This window comes from Streptomyces sp. NPDC025638 (assembly GCF_055558775.1).
Map to the genome: position 1 here is coordinate 1 of NZ_JBVHLX010000045.1, position 20,822 is coordinate 20,822.

The 20,822-nt window shown below is 69.0% G+C and carries 20 protein-coding genes and 1 pseudogene; 13 read left to right on the forward strand and 8 right to left on the reverse strand.

Features of this window, described 5'->3' with window-relative positions; genetic code table 11:
• Positions 1–42 precede the first annotated feature (42 nt).
• A complete protein-coding gene (locus ACZ4EG_RS45705; protein ID WP_467794690.1) occupies positions 43–171 on the forward strand; it encodes a hypothetical protein in 129 nt (42 codons plus the stop codon).
• 218 nt (positions 172–389) lie between these two features.
• Here ACZ4EG_RS45705 and pntB read toward each other — a convergent pair whose 3' ends face one another.
• Entirely contained in the window at positions 390–1,856 is a 1,467-nt protein-coding gene (gene pntB / locus ACZ4EG_RS45710; RefSeq protein ID WP_467794927.1) for a Re/Si-specific NAD(P)(+) transhydrogenase subunit beta, read from the reverse strand.
• Positions 1,857–1,862: 6 nt separating this feature from the next.
• Positions 1,863–3,419 (reverse strand): Re/Si-specific NAD(P)(+) transhydrogenase subunit alpha, encoded by a 1,557-nt coding sequence (locus ACZ4EG_RS45715; protein ID WP_467794928.1) that lies wholly within the window; start codon positions 3,417–3,419, stop codon positions 1,863–1,865.
• A gap of 666 nt (positions 3,420–4,085) precedes the next feature.
• Here ACZ4EG_RS45715 and ACZ4EG_RS45720 point away from each other — a divergent pair.
• The 3 genes from ACZ4EG_RS45720 to ACZ4EG_RS45730 all read left to right on the forward strand — a co-directional run bounded on the left by ACZ4EG_RS45720 (position 4,086) and on the right by ACZ4EG_RS45730 (position 8,201).
• Complete coding sequence (locus ACZ4EG_RS45720; RefSeq protein ID WP_467794929.1) at positions 4,086–4,418, forward strand: hypothetical protein; 333 nt, start codon at positions 4,086–4,088, stop codon at positions 4,416–4,418.
• Positions 4,415–4,789, forward strand: a complete 375-nt coding sequence (locus ACZ4EG_RS45725; RefSeq protein ID WP_467794930.1) for a hypothetical protein — start codon at positions 4,415–4,417, stop codon at positions 4,787–4,789. The genes ACZ4EG_RS45720 and ACZ4EG_RS45725 overlap by 4 nt, the downstream gene beginning before the upstream one ends.
• Before the next feature lie 103 nt (positions 4,790–4,892).
• Positions 4,893–8,201, forward strand: coding sequence for an acetyl-CoA carboxylase family protein (locus ACZ4EG_RS45730; RefSeq protein WP_467794931.1), 3,309 nt, complete (start codon positions 4,893–4,895; stop codon positions 8,199–8,201).
• A 281-nt stretch (positions 8,202–8,482) separates the two neighbouring features.
• Here ACZ4EG_RS45730 and ACZ4EG_RS45735 read toward each other — a convergent pair whose 3' ends face one another.
• Positions 8,483–10,018 carry an ISL3 family transposase gene (locus ACZ4EG_RS45735; protein ID WP_467794932.1) on the reverse strand — a complete coding sequence of 512 codons (1,536 nt, stop codon included), beginning with the start codon at positions 10,016–10,018 and terminating at the stop codon, positions 8,483–8,485.
• A gap of 295 nt (positions 10,019–10,313) precedes the next feature.
• On the opposite strand from ACZ4EG_RS45735, the gene ACZ4EG_RS45740 reads away from it, so the two are divergent.
• Positions 10,314–10,856: a COG4315 family predicted lipoprotein gene (locus ACZ4EG_RS45740; protein ID WP_467794933.1), complete on the forward strand. Its 543-nt coding sequence runs from the start codon at positions 10,314–10,316 to the stop codon at positions 10,854–10,856.
• 62 nt (positions 10,857–10,918) lie between these two features.
• Positions 10,919–11,470, forward strand: coding sequence for a DUF6529 family protein (locus ACZ4EG_RS45745; protein WP_467794945.1), 552 nt, complete (start codon positions 10,919–10,921; stop codon positions 11,468–11,470).
• A gap of 81 nt (positions 11,471–11,551) precedes the next feature.
• On the opposite strand, the gene ACZ4EG_RS45750 is transcribed toward ACZ4EG_RS45745, so the two are convergent.
• Entirely contained in the window at positions 11,552–12,145 is a 594-nt protein-coding gene (locus ACZ4EG_RS45750) for a PepSY domain-containing protein (RefSeq protein ID WP_467794934.1), read from the reverse strand.
• 17 nt (positions 12,146–12,162) lie between these two features.
• Here ACZ4EG_RS45750 and ACZ4EG_RS45755 point away from each other — a divergent pair, with 17 nt between their 5' ends.
• Together ACZ4EG_RS45755 and ACZ4EG_RS45760 are read left to right on the forward strand one after the other, a co-directional pair.
• A complete protein-coding gene (locus ACZ4EG_RS45755) occupies positions 12,163–12,792 on the forward strand; it encodes a hypothetical protein (protein WP_467794935.1) in 630 nt (209 codons plus the stop codon).
• 201 nt (positions 12,793–12,993) lie between these two features.
• Complete coding sequence (locus ACZ4EG_RS45760; protein WP_467794936.1) at positions 12,994–13,815, forward strand: hypothetical protein; 822 nt, start codon at positions 12,994–12,996, stop codon at positions 13,813–13,815.
• On the opposite strand, the gene ACZ4EG_RS45765 is transcribed toward ACZ4EG_RS45760, so the two are convergent.
• From ACZ4EG_RS45765 to ACZ4EG_RS45780, 4 genes are all read right to left on the reverse strand, one after another.
• Positions 13,775–14,293 (reverse strand): flavodoxin, encoded by a 519-nt coding sequence (locus ACZ4EG_RS45765; RefSeq protein ID WP_467794937.1) that lies wholly within the window; start codon positions 14,291–14,293, stop codon positions 13,775–13,777. The genes ACZ4EG_RS45760 and ACZ4EG_RS45765 overlap by 41 nt on opposite strands.
• Before the next feature lie 269 nt (positions 14,294–14,562).
• A complete protein-coding gene (locus ACZ4EG_RS45770; RefSeq protein ID WP_467794938.1) occupies positions 14,563–15,414 on the reverse strand; it encodes an aldo/keto reductase in 852 nt (283 codons plus the stop codon).
• 41 nt (positions 15,415–15,455) lie between these two features.
• Positions 15,456–16,475: a zinc-binding dehydrogenase gene (locus ACZ4EG_RS45775; RefSeq protein ID WP_467794939.1), complete on the reverse strand. Its 1,020-nt coding sequence runs from the start codon at positions 16,473–16,475 to the stop codon at positions 15,456–15,458.
• Positions 16,476–16,540: 65 nt separating this feature from the next.
• Positions 16,541–17,518: an aldo/keto reductase gene (locus ACZ4EG_RS45780; RefSeq protein ID WP_467794940.1), complete on the reverse strand. Its 978-nt coding sequence runs from the start codon at positions 17,516–17,518 to the stop codon at positions 16,541–16,543.
• A 217-nt stretch (positions 17,519–17,735) separates the two neighbouring features.
• Here ACZ4EG_RS45780 and ACZ4EG_RS45785 point away from each other — a divergent pair, with 217 nt between their 5' ends.
• The 5 genes and pseudogenes from ACZ4EG_RS45785 to ACZ4EG_RS45805 form a co-directional block, all read left to right on the forward strand.
• Complete coding sequence (locus ACZ4EG_RS45785; protein WP_467794941.1) at positions 17,736–18,641, forward strand: helix-turn-helix transcriptional regulator; 906 nt, start codon at positions 17,736–17,738, stop codon at positions 18,639–18,641.
• A gap of 205 nt (positions 18,642–18,846) precedes the next feature.
• A complete protein-coding gene (locus ACZ4EG_RS45790; protein WP_467794942.1) occupies positions 18,847–19,029 on the forward strand; it encodes a hypothetical protein in 183 nt (60 codons plus the stop codon).
• Positions 19,030–19,034: 5 nt separating this feature from the next.
• Positions 19,035–19,697, forward strand: a complete 663-nt coding sequence (locus tag ACZ4EG_RS45795; protein WP_467794943.1) for an ISL3 family transposase — start codon at positions 19,035–19,037, stop codon at positions 19,695–19,697.
• Between the two features lie 36 nt (positions 19,698–19,733).
• Positions 19,734–20,105 (forward strand): hypothetical protein, encoded by a 372-nt coding sequence (locus ACZ4EG_RS45800; protein ID WP_467794944.1) that lies wholly within the window; start codon positions 19,734–19,736, stop codon positions 20,103–20,105.
• A gap of 20 nt (positions 20,106–20,125) precedes the next feature.
• Positions 20,126–20,734: pseudogene (locus tag ACZ4EG_RS45805) on the forward strand (transposase); the annotation flags it as partial.
• Positions 20,735–20,822: the final 88 nt, after the last annotated feature.

The following is a 20,822-nucleotide window of genomic DNA, read 5'->3' on the forward strand; positions in this document are numbered from 1 at the left end:
CCAGACCAGAACCTCCCGGCTCGCGGCCCTCGAACTCGCCACATGAACCAATTGGGCAACAGGGTCATCGAGACCTTCTACAACCGCCGCCGCCTGCGGAAACACAAGACCTTCGGCTACCTCACCCCGGCCGAGACCAGGCAACGGCACCAGCACGCCCTCGCGGCATAACCATCGAGTGTCCAAGATCACGGGGAAACTTCACACCAGGGCCTCCCGCCAATGCTCGGTTCGATTCGCGTCCCCGCGCTACCGAGAGGCCCTGACTTCATGCGCACACCGCGGGGAGAGCACCCCGGCGGGAAACCTGTTCGACCTGCACGTTCCATGAGCGGTCGAGATACGGCTTCTCAACCAAATGAAACGGCATCCGAGAATCAAACTCTCACTCAGTGGCTGGCCACCGTCGCCCGGCGTGCGGCCGGGGCCGCTTCGCGTCGGTTGTCGGTGCTGAGTGCGTGCAGGATCTCCTCCACGCTCTGCTTGGCGTCGCCGAAGAGCATGCTGCTGTTCTCGCGGAAGAAGAGGGGGTTCTGCACGCCTGCGTAGCCGGAGGCCATGGAGCGCTTGAAGACGATGACCTGCTCGGCTTCCCAAACTCGCAGCACCGGCATGCCGGCGATCGGGCTGCCCGGGTCCTCGGTCGCGGCGGGGTTCACGGTGTCGTTCGCGCCGATGACCAGCACGACCGAGGTGTCGGTGAAGTCGTCGTTGATCTCGTCCATCTCCAGGACGATGTCGTAGGGCACCTTCGCCTCGGCCAGCAGCACGTTCATGTGCCCGGGCAGGCGCCCGGCGACGGGGTGGACGCCGAAGCGGACCTCGACACCCCGCTCGCGCAGTTGCCGCGTCAGCTCCGCGACCGGGTGCTGGGCCTGGGCGACGGCCATGCCGTAGCCGGGCGTAATGATCACCGAGCGGGCCTGAGCCAGTATCTGGGCCGCCTCCACGACTCGCACCTCGCGGTGCTCGCCGTGGTCCTCCTCACGGCCGGACGGCGCCTCGATGCCGAAACCGCCCGCGATGACGGAGATGAAGGACCGATTCATCGCCTTGCACATGATGTACGACAGGTAGGCGCCGGAGGAACCCACCAATGCGCCGGTGACGATGAGCAGGTTGTTGTCGAGCAGGAACCCGGCCGCGGCCGCCGCCCAACCCGAGTAGCTGTTCAGCATGGACACGACGACCGGCATGTCCCCGCCGCCGATCGAGGCGACCAGGTGCCAGCCGAGCGCCAGCGCCAGCACGGTCACCGCGATCATCAGGGGCAGGTTAGGGCTGATCGTGAACCAGACGGTCAGTGCGACGAACGCCGCGAGCGCGCCGAGGTTCAGTGCGTTCTTGCCCGGCAGCATCAGCGGACTGGACTTGATGCGCGCCGAGAGCTTCAGGAACGCGACGATCGAGCCGGTGAAGGTGACCGCGCCGATGAAGATGCCGATGAAGACCTCGGCGTGGTGGATGCCCAGCAGGTCGGCGCCGATCCGGTTCTGCGCCGCGTGGTGGGACTCCACCTCCAGGTAGCTGTTCCAGCCCACCAGCACCGCGGCAAGGCCGACGAAGCTGTGCAGCATCGCGATCAGTTCCGGCATCTGCGTCATCTCGACGCGGCGGGCCCGCCACAGGCCCATCGCCGCGCCGGGCGCCATCGCCAGCACGATCAGGGCCACTGCCCCGGCGGTGATGCTCTGCGCCGCCACCACGATGGTGGCGACCAGTGCGAGGGCCATGCCGGCGATGCCGTAGACGACGCCGGCGCGGGACGTGCGGTGCTGGGACAGGCCGGCCAGGCTGAGGATGAACAACAGGGCGGCGACCAGGTCGGCAGCGTGTGAAGCCGTCAGGGAGGTCATCTCGGCTCAGCCTTTCGAGAACATGGACAGCATGCGGCGGGTGACGGCGAAACCTCCGAAAATGTTGACGCTCGTCAGCAGGATCGCCACGAAGGACAGCGTGGTGACGATCCAGCTCTCGTGCCCGATCTGCAGCAAGGCGCCGATCACGACGATCCCGGAGATTGCGTTGGTCACCGACATCAGCGGGGTGTGCAGCGCATGGTGCACCTTGCCGATGACGTAATAGCCGATCACCACCGCCAGCGCGAACACGGTGAAGTTGCCCGCGAGTTGAGCGGGAGCGAAGGCCACCAGCAAAAACATCGCGAGCATCCCGAGCCCGATCAGGCCGAAGCGCCACGCAGGCGTCAGCTTCGACTGCTTCGGTTCGGGCGCTTCGGTTGCGGCCGCGGGCTGAGCGGCGGGCGCGGCCGATACCGCGACGGGCGGCGGCGGCCAGGTGACGTCACCGTCGCGCACCACAGTCACCGCCCGCTGCACAACGTCGTCGAAATCGACCGTCAACTGCCCGTCCTTGCCGGGAGTGAGCAGCTTCAGCAGGTTCACCAGGTTGGTGCCGAACAGCTGCGAGGCCTGGGCTGGGAGCCGGGAGGCCAGGTCGGTGTAGCCGATGACGGTGACGCCGTTGTCGGTCACCACCGTCCGCCCCGGCACGGTGCCCTCGACGTTGCCGCCCATCGCGGCGGCCATGTCGACGACGACGCTGCCCGGCTTCATGACGGCCACGTCCTCGGCCGTCAGCAGGCGCGGCGCCGGCCGGCCCGGGATCAGCGCGGTGGTGATCACGATGTCCACGTCCTCGGCCTGCTCACGGTAGAGCTCGGCCGCGGCGCGATCGTAGTCGGCGGAGGTCACCTTGGCATAGCCGTCGGTGCTCGCCTCCTGAGCGGCTTCCACCGGCAGGTACTCGCCGCCCAGCGACTTCACCTGGTCAGCGACCTCCGGCCGCGGGTCGGTGGCGCGCACGATCGCGCCGAGACTGGAAGCGGCGCCGATCGCCGCGAGACCGGCCACACCCGCCCCTGCCACCAGCACCTTCGCCGGCGGCACCTTGCCCGCCGCGGTGACCTGGCCGGTGAAGAACCGTCCGAAGACGTGCGCGGCCTCGATGACCGCGCGGTAGCCGGCGATGTTCGCCATCGAGGACAGCACGTCCATCGACTGCGCCCGCGAGATGCGCGGCACCGCGTCCAGCGCCAGGGCGGTTACCCCGGCGTCGGCGAGCGCCTGAAGCAGCTCGGGCTTTTGCGCCGGGGTCAGCATGGCGACCACGGTCGCGCCCTTTCGCAACCGGCAGATTTCCGCGTCGGAGGGGGCGTTCACCTTCAGGACGACATCCGCGTCCCAGGCCTCGCCGATCCCCGCGCCGGCATCGGCGTACACCTGGTCACCGAAGCCGGAGGCCTCACCGGCCCCGGACTCGACGACGACCTCGTAGCCGAGGCCCAGCAGCAGTCGTACCGTCGCCGGCGTCGCCGCGACCCGCGTCTCCCCGGAGACGGACTCGGCCACCACGCCGATGCGCCGGGGAGGATGGTGTGAGGGTTCTTGAGCAGACATGTCCTGTATCTCTCGTCAGAGGAAGGTGCGAAAGGGAAATCTGCGCGCGGGGAAGTTACGACGTCCTCCCCCCGTGATCGCTGGAACCTAACCCGTCAGACGGGTGCGGGCCAACGCGAGCGGACGGTGACGTGCTTCACCTTGCGGTACCGGCCGAGAAGATTCGGACAGTGCGGGACCACACAAGGCGGCCCCGAGCAGTCTGGGCCACTCCGCCCCACCGCGGCCCCCGATCTGACTGCTGGTCCGTCGGCTCGGGAGTGTCAGGAACGTTCACAGAACACGTGAGGGGCGGGCAGTTCATCGGGCGCGGCCATGCGCTCGACGCCCGCGTGGACCGGTCCAGCCGACCCCACGGGCGCAGGGTTGGCACTCGATGACGCCACCGGCGTCGACCGGCGCGATCACCGGCAGCCTTGGGAGCGTCCGGTCGCAGTGCCCCGCCCCGGGCAAGGGTGTACGCCGCAATGAACTCGCCGATCAGGACGGCGATCGCCGCAGGTCCTCGCTTCGGAGCGTCCGGCAGGACCGAAGTGTCACCGACGCGGTGCTGGCGGTGGTCAGCCTTCTTTGGGTAGGACAACGCATCGACCGTGGTCATCGATACTTCCCCATCATACCTACCAGTCGGTACGCTGCGGCGAGCCGTAAACGACAGGAGTCGCGATGTCCGTGACCAACCGCCAGATCCGTCTGGTATCCGACCCGGTGGGCGTAGTGAAGCCCGAAGACTGGGAGCACTGCTCCGGACCCGTCGAGGAACCCGGCCCCGGCCGTTTCGCGGGCCGCACTCGCGTCATCTCCCTTGACCCGGCGATGCGCGGTTGGCTGGACGACCGCCCCTCCTACCTGCCGCCCGTGGCCATCGGCGAGGTGATGCGCGCCGGATCGGTCATCGAGGTCACCGATTCCAACCATCCCGTTTCCAGCCGGGCGATCACGTGGTCGGCACCTTCGGCGTCCAGGAGTACGTGGTCTCCGACGGGAGAGGCACCATGAAGATCGACACCTCACTCGCCCCGCCCTCGACATGCCTCGGCGCGCTGGGCATGCCCGGCATGACCGCCTACTTCGGCCTGCTCGACGTCGGGGCCCTGCGGGACGGCGAGACCGTGTACAACAACGCCACGCCGGTCAAGGGCTCCTCCGACTATCTCTCGCTGCTGGTGCGCCGCGCCCGCATGGAGGGAATTGTCGTATTCGACTACGCCAGGCGCTACCCGCAGACGGCGCAGGACATCCCGACCCGGATCGGCGCCGGCCGCATCAAGGTCAAAGAGCACGTGGTCAGCGGAAGCACGGACGACTTCCCTGAGGCGTTGCAGATGCTCTTCCGTGGAGAGAACGTCGGCAACCTGGAGCTTGCATGACCGCGATGAGGATCGCCGACCGGGACGAGTTTCCGCCGCCCGCCGGAGACAGGGTCCGCAAGTTCGACCTGGCCGTACGGGTCGCCGACGGGAGTGGGAGGGCATGACCTTCGTCTCCCCTGTTCGAAAGCTCCTGGTCGCCAACCGCGGAGAGGTCGCCTGCCGTGTCTTCAGAGCAGGCCGGGCCCTGGGGATCGCGACAGTGGGCGTACGCTCCGCCGACGACGAGGCATCCCTGCACGTTCGGCGTTGTGACGAGCTCCAGGTGCTGGCGGGCACCGGTCCCGCCGCCTACCTGGACATTGACGCGGTGGTGGAGGCTGCCGTCGTTTCAGGGGCGGACGCGCTCCACCCGGGATACGGGTTCCTGTCCGAGAGCCCGGAGCTCGCCCGGGCCTGCCAGGACGCCGGTCTCCTGATGGTCGGCCCCGCTGCCGAGACCCTGGACCTCTTCGGGGACAAGGCCCGCGCGCGCGGTTTGGCCGCGGACACCGGCGTACCGGTGCTGCCGGGCACCCACCGCCCGACCGAGATCGCCGAGATGCTGTCCTTCTGGGACCGCGAGGCGGACGAGCTGGGCTCCGACGCAGCCGTCGTCATCAAGGCCGTGTCCGGCGGCGGTGGCCGCGGTGTGCGCGTGGCGCGCAGCCGCGCCGAGGTTGAGCGGGCGTTCACGGAGTGCGCCGACGAGGCCCGTCGGGCTTTCAGAAACGGTGACTTGTACATCGAGCGTTTTCTCTGCCTCGCCCATCACGTCGAGGTGCAACTCGTCGGCGACCACCATGGGCGGGTCGCTCATCTGTGGGACCGGGACTGCAGCATCCAGCGGCGCCACCAGAAGCTGATCGAAACGGCCCCGAGCAGGGTCCTGGCCGGCGAGGCGCGCTCGCGGATGTTGGAGGCGGCTGTGCGCCTCGGTGCAGCGGCCGGCGTCGTCGGCGTGGCCACCGTCGAGTTCCTCGCGCGGCCGGACGGCAGCTTCTACTTCATCGAGACCAATCCCCGGCTGCAGGTCGAGCACACCGTCACCGAGGCGGTGCTCGGTGTCGACCTGGTCGCCCTCCAACTGCAGCTTGCCGGGGGTGCGTCCTTGTCGGACCTGCGGCTGGAGCCCGACGTGCCGGCCCCGCGGGGCCACGCCGTCCAGGTCCGGATCAATGCGGAGGAGATGCGCCCCGGCGGCGAGGTCGTCCCCTCCACGGGCACACTTACCGAGTTTGAAACGGCGACGGGCGCCGGTGTGCGTGTCGAGGCGGCCGGCTACCGCGGTCTCACCCTCAACCCTCGCTACGACTCCCTGCTGGCAAAGGTGGTGACCCACGCCCCCGATGCCGGGGCAGCCGTCAGGCTCGCCTCCCATGCTCTTGCCGAGAGCCGCATCGAAGGTGTCCGGACCAACCTGGCGCTCCAGCGGGCCGTCCTCGCGCACCCGGACTTCGCCGGCGGCATCTGCGACACCGCCTGGGTCGAGCGGAACGCCGCGGCGCTGCTGCAACAAGCCGCCGAGCTCGCACCGTTGTCCCCTCCACCGCCGGCCGATACCGCCTCGGGCGGGGACGAAAGCGACCTGCCCGGTGACCACGCCGTCCGCGCGCCCCTGGGCGGTGTGGTCATCGCGGTCGAGGTGACCACGGGACAGGCGGTGGCGCGCGGCGACGCGCTGTTCACCGTCGAGGCCATGAAGATGCAGTATCCGGTCCAGGCGCCCGCAGCGGGCGTGGTCACCGCCGTCGCGGTCGCGCCCGGCGAAACGGTGACCGAGGGCAAGATCCTTGTCGGCCTTGAACTGACCGTGGACGCAGCCGAGGAGGCGGACGACGACGGCACGTCCGTCGATCTCAATCACCTCCGACCCGATCTGGAAGCCCTGCTGGAGCTACGGCACGGCCGACTCGACGAGGCCCGACCGGACGCCGTCGCCAAACGGCGCCGGCGTGGGCAACGCACCGCCCGGGAGAACATCGCCGCCGTCACCGACGACGGCCTGCTCGTCGAGTACGGCGGTTTCGCGGTCGCCGCTCAGCGCAACCGACGTGAACTGGCCGACCTGGAGGCCAAGTCCCCGGCGGACGGCATCGTCACCGGCCTTGGACGCGTCAACGGCGATGTCTTCGCCGAGGACCGCTCGACCTGCGCCGTGCTGGCCTACGACTACACCGTGATGGCCGGCACTCAGGGCTACTACAACCACCGCAAGACCGACCGCCTGCTGGAGATCGCTCATCAGCAACGGCATCCGGTGATCTTCTTCGCGGAGGGCGGAGGCGGAAGGCCCAATGACAGCGACGTGCCGGTCGTGGCGGGGCTTCACTTGACGACGTTCGTCGCCATGGGCCGGCTGAGCGGTACGGTCCCCACCGTCGGCATCGCGGCCGGGAGGTGTTTCGCCGGCAACGCCGCCCTGCTGGGCACCTGCGACGTCGTCATCGCCACGGAAGACTCCACGATCGGCATGGGCGGCCCTGCGATGATCGAGGGCGGCGGCCTCGGCACCTTCACACCCGAAGAAGTCGGCCCGATCACGGTACAGAGCCGCAACGGCGTGGTGGACCTGGCCGTCACGGACGAAGCCGAGGCAGCGACGGTAGCCCGCCGGTACCTGAGTTACTTCCAGGGAGACCTGCCGACGTTCGAGATGCCCGATCAACGAGCACTGCGCCACGTCGTTCCCAAGAACCGCAAGCACGTCTACGACGTGCGGAAGGTCCTCGCCGGATTGTTCGACAGCCGCTCGGTCCTGGAACTGCGCGCGGGATTCGGCACGGCAGCCGTCACCGCACTCGCTCGTCTCGACGGCAAGCCGGTCGGCGTCATCGCCAACCAGCCGTCGGCGGGCGGCGGCGCCATCGACACCCCGGCCGCGGACAAGATCGCCCGTTTCCTCCAGCTCTGCGACGCCTACTCACTGCCCGTCGTGTCCTTGTGCGACACCCCGGGATTCATGGTCGGACCCGAGTCCGAGAAACAGGCAGCCGTACGGCACTTCTCGCGTCTTTTCGTCCTCGGCGGCAACATGACGGTGCCCATCGTCACGGTCGTCCTCCGCAAGGCGTACGGGCTGGGCGCCATGGCCATGGCGGCCGGCAGCTTCCACAACACCGCCATAACCGTCAGCTGGCCGACCGGTGAGTTCGGCGGCATGGGCATCGAAGGCGCCGTACGGCTCGGCGCACGAGACTTCCTCGCGGCCATCAGCGACCCGACAGAACGGCAACGCCAGTTTGAAGGGCTCGTCGCCCTCGGCTACGAGCAGGGCAGCGCGGTCAACACCGCACGCCACCTGGAGATCGACGACGTGATCGACCCGGCCGAGACCCGAGCAGTCATCGCCGCCGCCCTTCTCGCCAGGCCCGCACCGCCGCGCGACCAATGGGCCAACAGTAGGCGCCACCCCGGTATTGATACCTGGTGAGGGTCCCTCTCGCGGATCAGCGGGTGCGGCGCTTGGCCATGACCTTGTGCTGCGCCGCTGATCCATCCGGCTCGAGAGCGGCAAGGAGAAGGCTACCGATCTGCTGTTCGGCCACGCCCACTTCACCGGAGACCAGCGCCCACCGCTCACCTCGATGGTCCAGGAGCCGTACGTGTCGCCGTCCTCGACTACCCGCGGAGGGATCCGCACCAGCTCCAGCCAGGTTGGGGACTGTCAAACGAGCGGGTCTGTTCCGTAGTCGGTGGTGACGGAGGGTGTGGTTAGCCCAGGAGGATGCGGTGGCGGAGGAGGGGGAAGCTGGCGCGGCCGTACATCTGGCGCTTGATCAGCTTGGTCTTGTTGTTGGCTCCTTCGGTGACGCCGTTGTGGTGCGGCAAGGTGAGGGCGGCGTCGACTGCGGCGCGGTCCTTCTCGAGGCCCCGGGTGTAGGCATGCAGGTGGGGCAGTTCCTCGGCCTGAGCCGAGGTGATCCAGGTGCTCAGCAGGGCGGCATTGCCATGGGTGGGATCCAGTAGCGCGGCGAAGCGTTGGATGAGGTCGGCCAGAGCGGTCATATCGTGGCAGGCGGCGCGGGCGGCCTCGATACGTTCCTGCTGGTGATCCTTGAGGCGGTCCGGGCGGGTGAGAAGGTAGCGGGCCAGGCGCCGGGGCGAGAGTGCGGGCCGGTCGGCCTCGACACGGCCCTGGTTGATGTAGCGGACCAGCAGGTTCGAGCTGCCGGTGTAGCCCAGCTCCCTGATCTCCTGCAGGAGATGGGTGACGGGGACAGCCGGATTCTCCAGCGGGCGCCGGCGCAGATGATCGCGGTAGGGATCCACGAGGGTGGGCCGGTACTTGGGGGCGCGGATGAGGCGCTCGGGCTCGGCGACACGGTCGTAGCGCTTGACGGTGTTGAGAGCCAGGTTCAGACGGCGCGCGCACTCCAGCAGGCCGACTCCACGCTCGCGCAGGGCGTGGACCTGCTGCCAGCGCTCGCGGGTGGTGGCGGTCTGCCGGCCCTCGGCCGGGGGCGGGCCCGCTTTCGCCCAGCAGGTGCTGTGCGCGGCGACCTCCTTGCGGACAGCCTCGGCGAGGTTGTGCCACAGGTGCCAGCGGTCGCTGATCTGGACCGCGTCAGGCAGGGCTCGGCGGATCGCTTCGGCGTAGGTGGCCGATCCGTCCCGGCACACTGCCTCGATGCCCGGATGCCTGCGCAGCCAGGTTTCCAAAGTGGCAGCCTCGCGGTCGGGCAGTACCTCAATCCGCTTGCCGGTCTCGGCGTCGATGATGATCGTGGCGTAGCTGTGCCGACGCCGCAGGGCGAAGTCGTCGACCCCGACCACGCGTGGGATCCGCACCACGGGCACGGGCACCCGTCGCAGCAGCCGCAGTGCGGAGGCGTACGAGACGGGCACGGCCAGCGACCGGGCGAGCCGGGCGGACGCCCGGCCGCATAACTCCTTGACCACCTCGGAGAGCTGGTCGGTCAGACGTGTGGTGCGGCGCTGATGTCGTTCCAGGAGCCCGGGGACCTGCTCTCGGAAGGTCTGCTGCCTGCAGCCCAGGACCGGACAGACCAGCCGTCGTATCCTCACCAAGACCATGACCTGCCGGCCGTCGACCGGTACATCCCGCACCGTCCGGCCGTGATACCCGTGGACCCTTCCCGTCACCACCCCGCAGACCGGACAGGGAACAGGAACATTCCGGGTTCGAGCCGTAACCCGGACCATCTCGCCACCGTCCGCCACATCCTCGATGACCAACGCCGACAACCCTGAAAACACCGTTCCCACAAGCGTGTTCGCATCATGCACGCTCAATGATCACAGGCAAGCACTCACCGTCACCACCGACTACGGAACAGACCCGAACGTCTTACAGTCCCCCCACCCACCCATTCACAGCGGGCGGCGTCGTCGTTCTCGTCGTCGGCGGGAGGTTCGTCCGTCCGGGCCAGCGGTCTTCCCTCGTACGTGGGGCGGGCGGAGCGGTCGCGTTGACATGCCCTTTGCGCTGTCCCGTAGTGGGTGGAGAGGCGTTCCGCGCGACGCAGCGCCGCCTCGCCACGCCCAGCCCGGCCGGTATGTTCCCTCCCATTCAGGAGCCTTCGTGAAGCACCCCGTCATGGCGATCACCTGGGCAGTGGCCTCCGCTCTGCTCGTCACCGTCTCCAGCGGCTGTTCAAGCAGCAGCAATTCGAGCAGCAGCAAGACGACGACCCCGACAACAGCCCCGACAACAGCCGTTACGTCGGCGCCCGCCACGGCCTCGTCCAGCACGAGTGCGACCGGGTCGACCATCGACGTCGCGTCCAGCAAATACGGGCCGATCCTGGTCGATGGGAAAGGCTCGACCCTCTACCTTTTCGAGGCCGACACGTCGACCAAGTCGACCTGCACCGGCACCTGCGCCGCCGCATGGCCGCCGGTGCTCACCTCCGGCGCGCCGAAGGCGGGAAAGGGCGCCAAAGCCGCCCTGCTCGGTACGACCAAGCGGTCCGACGGCAGCACGGAAGTCACCTATAACGGTCACCCGCTGTACTACTACGCGGGTGACACGAAGCCCGGCGACACCACCGGTCAGGAACTCAGCCAGTTCGGCGCCAAGTGGTACGTGCTCAACGCGTCCGGCAACAAGGTCGAAGGCGACTGACCGACGCACCCCCAGCCATCCGGGACGGAGACGGAGTGACGCACCGCCGCACCGACACACCGATGTCCCGCTCGATGCGGCCCCTCATCCTGACCCTGAGTGCCATGCTGCCGATCGCCGTCACGGCCGCCCTGTACGCGTACGGCCAGAAGCACACACCCGACTACACCAGCAGCCTGTTCGGACGGCGCGGCAACAACGCCAACGAGCTGAAAGCGCAGCTGGGCAGCGCGCTGCTGGGGATCGCCCTCGCCCAGCTGCTGCTGGCGCTCTGGATGTACCGGCGGCTGCCGGGCGCGGGTGCCGCCCCGCGCCCGGTACACACCGTCCACCGCATCGGCGGGCTCGCCGCGTTCCTGCTGTCCCTGCCCATCGCCTACCACTGCATCACGGCGTACGGGGTCCAGCTCACCAACACCCGGAGCGCGCTGCACTCGGTCACGGGGTGCGTCCTGTACGGCGCGTTCGTGGCAAAGGTGCTCGTGGTACGCAGCCGCCGCCTGCCCGGCTGGGCGCTGCCAGCCGCCGGCGGCGTACTGGTCACCACGATCGCGGTGCTGTGGTACTCGGCCGCGCTCTGGTTCCTCAACGGGTACGCCGTCCCTGGTCTGTAGAGCGTCAACTTTCGCAGGGTGGCCGGTGAAGGGCTGAGCGTCTTCGACGATCGGGCAGACGGCGGCCGGTCGCAGCCGGCCTCAGTCCTCGTGCGCGCCTTCCCCGTGACGGTCGCTGTCCTCGTGGTCACTGCCCTGGTGGGCAGCCGCGACAGCTTTGCCGGTGGACGCGTTCACGGTCATCTCGTGCTCCGCGCCGTCCTTGCCCTGGATCTCGACCTTCCAGGTGCCGGCCGTGTCGTCGTTGGCCTCCACGGACGCGGCGGTGCCGGGCTGGGCGGCGGGAGCGGCGTCGGTGGCAGCACGGGCATCGGTCTTGAACGCCTTCACGGCCTTTACCTCCGTCGCGTCGTCCACGTCGTCGTCCTTGTCGGCTGCGGCACCCAGGACCTTGGCGTTTGTGGCGTCGACGGTCACGTCACGCTTGCTGCCGTTCGATGCGAGCACCTGGACATCCCAGACCGGGCCGCTCCTGCCCTGTCCGAGTTCGGCGGAGGACACCGTGCCGGAGGTCGCCTTCAGGGCGGCGGCGATCCCCTCCTGCACGGAGACCTTGGCGGCCTTGGACGCAGTCGCCTCGGCCTTCCCCTCGCCGGAATCGTCACTGGAGTCGTTGCTGCCGCTGTCCTGCTGATGGGACAGGCGGACCGCGAGGAGCCCGCTGCCACCACCCACTGGCGGACACCCCGGTCGTGGCCCTTGAGTCCGGCGGCGCCGCGATGCGGACCCAGCGCCTCATCGATGTTCTCGTCGCGGACCCGGAACCGGAGGTTCGCTGGCCGCTGTACGGGACGGGCGGCGCGCCGTTGAGCCTGGTGCTACGCGATGCCCGCTGCCTGGGCGGGCTGGTCCTCACCCACGCTGCTTCCAGCGATCTGACCGACGTGGCCGAACCTGAGGTCCTCCGCCAGGCGGACGTCTACCGTTCCCGCCCTTTCTCCACCGGACCACAACGCATCACCGGCGCCCAACGCCTCGACGCACACAGCTACTTCGCTCCCGACACCGCGGCTGCTGCCGCCGTGGCGATCACAGCCGCGGCGCAGATCCTGACGGCCGAGTCGGTGTCCGCCGCCGGCCAGGCGGCGCAGTGGCTGACCGAGCGGGTGGCCGGCACCGGCCGCCCCCTGCACCCCGGCGGTGTCGCTTTGCTGGGCGGCACCGTCTCACTCGGCCTCCAAGCTGCGCTGCGCTGCAGCCGGGAGGCGAAGGTGCTGCCGGTGGCACGGCTGCGCCACCGAACCGCCGTCGCTTCCACCCGCTCCCCGAGAAACCAGGACGCCAGGGCCCGACTGCTACCGACCGCGCTGTGGCCCGAGTAGAGTCTGCGCCTGGCGCCGTGGCACCCCAGTGGAAGACCCGTCGCGCGACGCGCGGACGAACTCCTGGCCGTGGCCTGCCTCCTCGTCGGGAACAGCACACCGATCCACGCCGCCACCCGTCTGACGGGCACCACGGTCAGCAGCCACAACGTGTCGACTCTGCTCGCGGAACTCACCCGCCGCCGCGACTGCGCCGACGTCATGCACGCCCTCATCCTGCTCGCCGACCACCTCGATCAGCACGGCAGCCCCATCGACTACGCACGCCGCCGGGCCCTGTTCACCACGCGCGCCTGCTTCGTCAGCCCGGAAGACTGGCAGGACCTGCAGCGCCGCCTGCGATCGAACCACACCCCCGACATCGGGCAAGCCCAGCGCTGGATCTTCCACACCCTGACCGGATCACCACCCTGCTTCGCGCACCCGGACATCGCGCCCGCCACCCCGGCACAACGCCAGCAGTACCAACGCTTTCGTTGGCGCATCCTGCCCGCCGAAGCCGACCTGCTCACCCACACCGCACGCACGATCCTCGACGAGCACGGCATCGACGAACCCCTTCAATGGGTTCCACGCCTCGACGCGGCCCGTCTACGTCAACTCCGCCTGCCTGGCCCTGACCCGGACAGCATCACCGTAACCCGGCTCCATCAGGCTGTACCCAGCGGTGACTTCTCCATCGCCCGCCTCTCGCAAGCGCTGGACACCACCACGGCGCACGTCGCCTACCGGCTGTCCCGGCATCCGATCGACTGGAGCCCGCCGCGCTTCCGCCACACCCAGCGCACCGCCACCCGCATCCGGCAATGGCGCACCTGGTACGAACGTGACCACCTCTCGCTCCAGGACATCGCCGACCGCGAAGGAACAAGCCTCCCCACCGTGCGGCTGGCACCTGCTCAAGCACGACGTCCCGCTTCGCCCCGCTGGCTCTTATCTGGGCCGTCCCAGGAGAAGGTGAACTACGTGCGCAGAGTGCCGTTCAGGAGCCTTTCAGGCCGATGCGTTGCAGCCAGGTGTTGATGTCGCGATTGGCTTGATCGACTTCTTCGCCTTGGACTGCCAGTCCGTCGGCGAAGGTGGCGCCGCGGCAGGAGGCTGCGTAGTCGCGTGCTGTGGTGCCCAGACCGCTCATAGCGTGGGTGGTGAAGGGGGCGACGGTCTTGCCGGTGAAGTCGAGCTGTTCCGTGAAGGTCGTCATGATCATGGGTGCGCGGACGTTCCAGATGGGGCTGCCCAGCAGCACGGTGTCGTACCCGTCCAGGTTGGGCAGCGCGCCCTGGATGGCGGGGCGTGCGTCGGCGTCCTGTTCGCGGACGTTGCGATTGACGGTCGCGTCGTAGTCTTCCGGGTAGGGGTCGGTGGGTTCGATCCGGTACAGGTCGCAGCCGATGAGATCGCGGATCTTTCGGGCCATGATCTCGGTGTTGCCGATCTTCAGCGTGGTGCGATCGCCGTAGTAGTAGTTCTCGCCGGGCCGCGAGAAGTACGCGAGCAGCACCTTGCCCCGCGTCGTACTGCTCACTGCCCGGCTTGGAGACGCCTCCGGCTGGTCGGGGGCTTGCTGATCGTTCGTGGGCGCTCAGCTGGCGAGGTGGGGAACGGTCATGACGGTGACTGGGGTGAGCAGCGCGGCGCGCAGGATCGTTCGACGCCGGGCTGAGCTGTGATTCGGCTGGTTCACAGGTGGGCCCTTCGCGAGGGATCTGGCAGCGGGAGGGGCGAGCGGCCGGCGATGCGGCTGCTCGCCCCTCGGTTGGCGGATTCGGGTCAGGCGTCCAGGCGGCGCCTCGCGAGCCAGGTGACGATCTCGGGGTCGTGGTGGTCGAAGAACAGGGAGTTGCCGGTGTCGAGGGTGGCGATCTGTGCCATCTGTTCGTCCGTGAGCTGGAAGTCGAAGACGTCGATGTTCTCGGCCATGCGCTCGGCGCGTACGGACTTGGGGATGGCGATGACGTCGCGCTGGGTGAGCCAGCGCAGTACGACCTGGGCGACCGACTTGCCGTACTCCTTGCCGATCTCGGCGAGCAGCGGGTTGGTGAACAGGTCGTTCTTGCCTTCGGCGAAGCCGCCCCAAGACTGGATCTGCACGCCGTACTCGCGCATCAGGTCCTGGTAGTCGGCGCGTTGGAAGAACGGGTGGGTCTCGATCTGGTTGACCTGCGGGGTGATCTCGTTGTTGACGATCAGGTCGATCAGGCGGTCGGGGTAGAAGTTGGCGACGCCGATCGCCTTGGCCGTGCCCTCGCGGTTGAGGGCTTCCATGGCGCGCCACTGGCCGTAGACGTCGACGAAGGGCTGGTGCATCAGGTACAGGTCGAGGTAGTCCAGGCCCAGCTTGTTCAGGGATGTCTCGAACGCGCGCCGGGTGTTGTCCTCGGCGGGGGCGTCCTGGACCCACAGCTTGGTGGTGACGAACAGGTCCTCGCGGGCGATGCCGCTGGATTTGATGGCGCGGCCTACGGCTTCTTCGTTGCCGTAGGCGGCGGCGGTGTCCAGGAGGCGATAACCGGCGGCCAGTGCGTCGGAGACCGCGCGCTCGGTGTCTTCGGTGGGGATCTGGTAGACGCCGAAGCCGAGGAGCGGCATCTCGACGCCGTTGTTGAGAGTGACGGTCTGCATGAGCGGGGTGTCCTTCGCGCTGTGCGGATGGGAGTGGGTGGTCAGGGGCGGATGAGGGCCTTGAGGACCTGGCGGTCGGCCATCGCCTGGTAGGCGTCCGGGGTCTGGTCGAGGGTGAAGGTCTGGTCGAAGACGCGGCCGGGGGCGATGGTGCCGTCGAGGACGTCGGGCAGGAGCTGTTCGATGTATGCGCGGGCGGGGCTGGCGCCGCCGGTCAGGGTGATGTTGCGCATGAACTCCGCCGGGCCGATCGGGCCCTGCTCGTACTGGGGGACGCCGAGGCGGCTGATGGTGCCGCCGTCGACGACCGCGCCGATGGCGGTGTCGAGGGCCTGGCGGGTGCCGACGGCTTCGATCACCTTGTCCACGCCGCCGGTCAGTTCGCGGATGCGGGCGATGCCTTCCTCGCCGCGTGCGGCGACGACGTCGGTGGCACCGAAGTGGCGGCCGAGGTCGGTGCGGGTTTCGTGGCGGCCGGCGAGCACGATTCGCTCGGCGCCGAGCCGCTGCGCGGCGATCACCGCGCACAGGCCGACCGCGCCGTCCCCGACGACGAGCACCGCATCGCCGCGGCCCACCCCGGCGGTGACCGCGCCGTGATGGCCGGTGGTCATCACGTCCGACAGCGCCAGCAGGGACGGCAGCAGCGCGGAGCCGGCGGCCACCGGGAGTTTGACCAGGGTGCCGTCGGCGTACGGGACGCGGACGGCTTCGCCCTGCCCGCCGTCGAAGCCGTACCGGCCGCCGTTGTGGCACGAGATGTGCAGGCTCTTGGCGCAGTAGTCGCAGGTTTTGTCACTGTAGGTGAACGGGGCGACGACCAGGTCGCCCGCTCTCAGGCCGGTGACGTCGGCGCCGGTCTCCTCGACGACGCCGAGGAACTCGTGGCCCATGGGGCGGCCGGTGTCGGCGGCGGGCATCGACTGGTAGGGCCACAGGTCGCTGCCGCACACGCAGGCGGCGACGACGCGGACCACAGCGTCGGCGGGGTTCACGATCTTCGGGTCGGGCCGGTCCTCGACGCGGACGTCGCCGGCTCCGTACATCACTGCTGCACGCATGAAAGGTGTGACTCCAAACGAGGGACGAGGTGGCGCCACGCGAAGCGCAGCGAGCCGGGGCGGGATCAGCGTTCGAGCATCTGCGCCTGGGCCGCGGTGTGGGTGTCGCCGACGGCGGGCGGCAGGCTGCTGAGCTTGTCGAGCTGCTCGGCGGTCAGCGTGACTGTGTCGGCGGCGGTGTTCTCCTCGACCCGGCTGACGCGCTTGGTGCCGGGGATCGGGGCGATGTCGTCGCCCTGGGCGAGCAGCCAGGCCAGTGCGACCTGCGCCGCTGTGGCGCCGGCCTCGGCGGCCAGGGCCTTGACCTCGTCGGCGAGCGCGAGGTTGCGCTGGAAGTTCTCGCCGGTGAAGCGCGGGTTGTTGCGGCGGAAGTCGTCTTCGTCGAACTGGGCGGTGGAGCGGACGGTGCCGGTGAGGAAGCCGCGTCCGAGCGGGGAGAACGGGACGAGGCCGATGTTCAGCTCCCGCAGGACGGGCAGGACGCGCTCCTCGATGCCGCGGGTCCACAGGGAGTATTCGGACTGGACCGCGGTGACGGGCTGGACGGCGTGGGCGCGGCGGATCGTGTCCGGGCCTGCCTCGGAGAGGCCGAAGGCGCGGACCTTGCCCTCGGCGATCAGCTCGCCCACGGCGCCAGCGGTCTCCTCGATCGGCGTGTTCGGGTCGACGCGGTGCTGGTAGTACAGGTCGATGTGGTCGGTGCCCAGCCGCTTCAGGGAGCCCTCGACGGCCGTGCGGATGTTGGCCGGGCTGGAGTCCAGGTTCCACGCGCCGTCGCCGCCGTGGGAGACCAGGCCGAACTTGGTGGCCAGCACCACCTTGTCCCGGCGGCCCTTCAGCGCCCGTCCGAGCAGGTCCTCGTTGATGTAGGGGCCGTAGATCTCGGCGGTGTCGATGAGCGTGACGCCCAGCTCCAGTGCCCGGTGCACGGTCCTGATCGACTCCGCGTCATCGGTGCCCGAGCCGGTGTAGCCGTGGGACATGCCCATCGCGCCCAGTCCGATCCGGGAAACCTCCAGGTCACGCAGCTTGATGTACCGCATCTCGCCCTCTTCCGATCCATGGTGTTGCCCGGTCTCTCACTTGCGCCCGGCCCGGCAGGTCGTGTCGGTTGGAGCCTGGGCGACGGCGAGGGGCCGGCGTCTTCCTCATTCACCTTCGCCCGGATCGCTCCGGCGTGGCAGGGCGGGCTCTTCGGGGGTAATGACAGGGCCCCGCTCCCGGCCGCGCCGCGGGTGCCCGGTGGGTGAGACTGGAGTCATGGCATCCGAGAGCGCGCACAGCGAGGGCGCCGAGCTGGGCCGCTACCTGCGCGCCCGCCGCACCCAGACCAGCCCCGAGCACGTCGGCCTCACCGTCGGCGCCGGTCTCCGCCGTACCCCCGGTCTGCGCCGCGAGGAGCTGGCCACCCTCGCCGGCATCAGCATTGACTACTACGTGCGCCTGGAGCGCGGCAAAGAGACCCGCCCCAGCCCCGCCGTCCTCGACTCGCTCGCCCGCGCCCTGCACATGGACGACCAGGAACACCAGCACCTTCGCGAGCTCGCCGCCCGCGCAGCCCGCTACGTGTCCGAACCACCGCCGGCGCCCAGCCGCACCGTGCGCCCCCACCTGAAGCTGCTGCTGGAGTCGCTGCGCCCGAACCCCGCCTACGTGATCAGCCGCAGCATGGACCTGCTCGCCTGGAACCCCGGCGGCCTCTCCCTGTACGCGGGCCTGGACGACTGGCCGGCCAAGCACCGCAACCTCGCCCGCTACCTCTTCCTCCACCCGGCCGCGCGTGATCTGTTCCCGGACTGGGACCGCCAGATCACCGGCTGCGTCGCCCGGCTGCGCGCCGTCGCCGGCACTGCCCCCGACGCCCCCGACCTCACCAACCTCGTCGGCGAACTCCTTCTCAAAAGCCCGGACTTCGCGGGCCTGTGGGAGCGCTACGAGGTCACCGGCCGCAAGCCTGCCCAGAAGGTCTTCCGGCACCCGCAGGTCGGAACGCTCACCCTCACCTCGCAATCACTGCACGTCGAAGGCACCCCCGGCCAACGCATCGGCGTCTACACCGCCGAACCCGGCAGCCCCGACCACGACGCCCTGCTCCTGCTCGACATGGCCGCGCCCCGGCCCACCGAACGTCCCGCGGCCACCAAATCCACCGGTGAGGAGTCGTAACCCACTACGGGCGATACGACCTGCGTCGGCCACCCACTCGGCCCCACACGGGAAAGTCCACGCTCGTGAGGACCGCGCGGAAATGCCACGTTCGTGAGACTGAGCGACTGTGCCATCGACCTGAGACCGCGGAAGAACTGCCGGTGAGCGAGCACAGTCTGTGCCACGAGCAGCGAGACCCTACACCTGTGAGATCTCAGATTCCGTGGCCAATATCAACTTCCCTATAGGGACAGTGTTTTCCGGACTGTCGGCGCTGGTCGTCGAGGACGTGGCGGAGGGCGGCGGCACGCTGGTGATCACGGCCCGCACTCGGGATGTAGCCGTGCTGTGTCCGGTGTGCGGGACGCCGACGGCGAAGGTGCAGGGCATCGCCACCGGACAGTGAGGGACGTGCCGGTCGACGGCCGCCAGGTCGTCGTCCACCTGCGCGTACGGCGGCTGGTCTGTGCGACCCAGGGTTGCTGGCGGCAGACCTTCCGCGAGCAGATTCCCGGACTCCTGGAGCGCCACCAGCGCCGCACGGTGCGGCTTGCCCGGCAGATATCGCAGCTAGCACGGGAGTTATACGGCCGGGCGGCTGCACGCCTTGCCGGCCTCCTCGCCGTGCCCGTGCCCCGCAGCACCGCGCTGCGTCATCTACGGCGCTTGCCGCTGCCGCAGCAGACGGTCCCGCGGGTGATCGGCGTGGACCTTTTCGCCCTGCGCCGCCGCCACGGCTACGCCACGATCATCACGGATCCCGAGACCGGCCGACGCGTCGCGGTCTTGCCCGACCGCGACGCGGCCACCCTGGAGTCCTGGCTGCGCGAACATCCTGCTGTCAAGGTCGTGTGCCGGGACGGCTCGGCCACCTACGCCGAGGCCGTCCGCCGTGCCCTGCCCGACGCGGTGCAGGTCAGCGACCGATGGCACCTCTGGCGGAATCTCTGCGACAAAGTCCTGCTCGAGCGCGCACGCCGGATGCTGGGCCACCATCAACCCGCCCCGCCCGGCGGGGTCCACGAGCAGACCACCCGCGAACGCTGGAACAAGGTCCACGGTCTCCTCGGCTAGGACGTCGGCCTGCTCGACTGCTCCCGCCGCCTCGGCATGGCCCTGAACACCGTCAAACGCTACGCCCGCATGCCCGAACCCCAGGCCCTGCGCTTCACGCTCGCCTACCGCCCGACCCTCGTCGACTCCTACCGTGACCATCTGCGTGCCCGCCGCGCGGCCGATCCTGCAGTCCCTGTCACCCACCTGCTAGGGGAGATCCGGGAGCTGGGATACACCGGCAGCGCCAACCTGCTGGTCCGCTACCTCAACCAGGGCCGTGCTGAAGGCAACCGCCCGGTCACAACCCCACGTCACGCCAGCCGTCTCCTGCTCACCAACCCCGAAAGCCTGCGCCCGAAGGAAACGACCCTGCTGGAAAAGATCGCCGCAGCCTGTCCGGAGATGACCGCACTCGCTGGGGTCTGATGCACGATCGGGTGACATCAGCCCGACACCGGTTGCTGCATCAGTACATCGCGGAGACATTCCCCGCACTTCCCCCTGAGTGTGTGCCGAGCCGAAGGACGTTGAGCCGGATCTGACAGGAGTGGTTCGGCCCAAGCGGTGCCAGAGCCCGGTACCAGCGGTCCGCGGCAGCGGCCGAAGAAGCCTTGGTCGGACAGCGCCTGGTGGTCCACCGTCCTGGGCAGGTACTGGCGCTGGACTCGACGCCCTTGCCGGTGAAGCTGCGCGAGGGCGTGTGCGGTCAGGCGGTATCGGCGACTCTGACCTTGGCTCTGGACCTGTACTCGCACTCGATCCCTGCGTTCCGGCTCACCCTCGCATCGGACACCTCGGTGGATGTCGCGATGCTGCTGCGGGACGTGATGCTGCCGCTGCCCATGCGCGATGGATGGGGTCAGGACATGGAGTGGCCCTACCCGGGCGTCCCGACCGAGATCGTCACCGAGTTCGCCGGGCACAAGGTCGCTGCTCTGCCGTTCTTCTCGCCCGAGACGGTGACCACCGATCACGGTAGCCCCTATAAGAACCACGACGTGGTGGAGGCCGAGCGGGTACTGGGATGCAACATCCTGCCGGGCCGCGCCTTTAGAAGTCATCTCATTTGGTGAGTCGGTGGTAGCAGATCAGGGTGCAGGCGATGCTGGTGAAGGCGAGGAAGTGCTCGGCTTTGCGTTCGTA

Coding starts and splice junctions, on each gene's coding strand:
- ACZ4EG_RS45705 (WP_467794690.1), top strand. CDS start 43: ATGAACCAATTGGGCAACAGGGTCATCGAGACCTTCTACAACCGCCGC.
- pntB (WP_467794927.1), bottom strand. CDS start 1,856: ATGACCTCCCTGACGGCTTCACACGCTGCCGACCTGGTCGCCGCCCTG.
- ACZ4EG_RS45715 (WP_467794928.1), bottom strand. CDS start 3,419: ATGTCTGCTCAAGAACCCTCACACCATCCTCCCCGGCGCATCGGCGTG.
- ACZ4EG_RS45720 (WP_467794929.1), top strand. CDS start 4,086: ATGTCCGTGACCAACCGCCAGATCCGTCTGGTATCCGACCCGGTGGGC.
- ACZ4EG_RS45725 (WP_467794930.1), top strand. CDS start 4,415: ATGAAGATCGACACCTCACTCGCCCCGCCCTCGACATGCCTCGGCGCG.
- ACZ4EG_RS45730 (WP_467794931.1), top strand. CDS start 4,893: ATGACCTTCGTCTCCCCTGTTCGAAAGCTCCTGGTCGCCAACCGCGGA.
- ACZ4EG_RS45745 (WP_467794945.1), top strand. CDS start 10,919: ATGTCCCGCTCGATGCGGCCCCTCATCCTGACCCTGAGTGCCATGCTG.
- ACZ4EG_RS45760 (WP_467794936.1), top strand. CDS start 12,994: ATGCACGCCCTCATCCTGCTCGCCGACCACCTCGATCAGCACGGCAGC.
- ACZ4EG_RS45770 (WP_467794938.1), bottom strand. CDS start 15,414: ATGCAGACCGTCACTCTCAACAACGGCGTCGAGATGCCGCTCCTCGGC.
- ACZ4EG_RS45775 (WP_467794939.1), bottom strand. CDS start 16,475: ATGCGTGCAGCAGTGATGTACGGAGCCGGCGACGTCCGCGTCGAGGAC.
- ACZ4EG_RS45780 (WP_467794940.1), bottom strand. CDS start 17,518: ATGCGGTACATCAAGCTGCGTGACCTGGAGGTTTCCCGGATCGGACTG.
- ACZ4EG_RS45785 (WP_467794941.1), top strand. CDS start 17,736: ATGGCATCCGAGAGCGCGCACAGCGAGGGCGCCGAGCTGGGCCGCTAC.
- ACZ4EG_RS45800 (WP_467794944.1), top strand. CDS start 19,734: ATGGCCCTGAACACCGTCAAACGCTACGCCCGCATGCCCGAACCCCAG.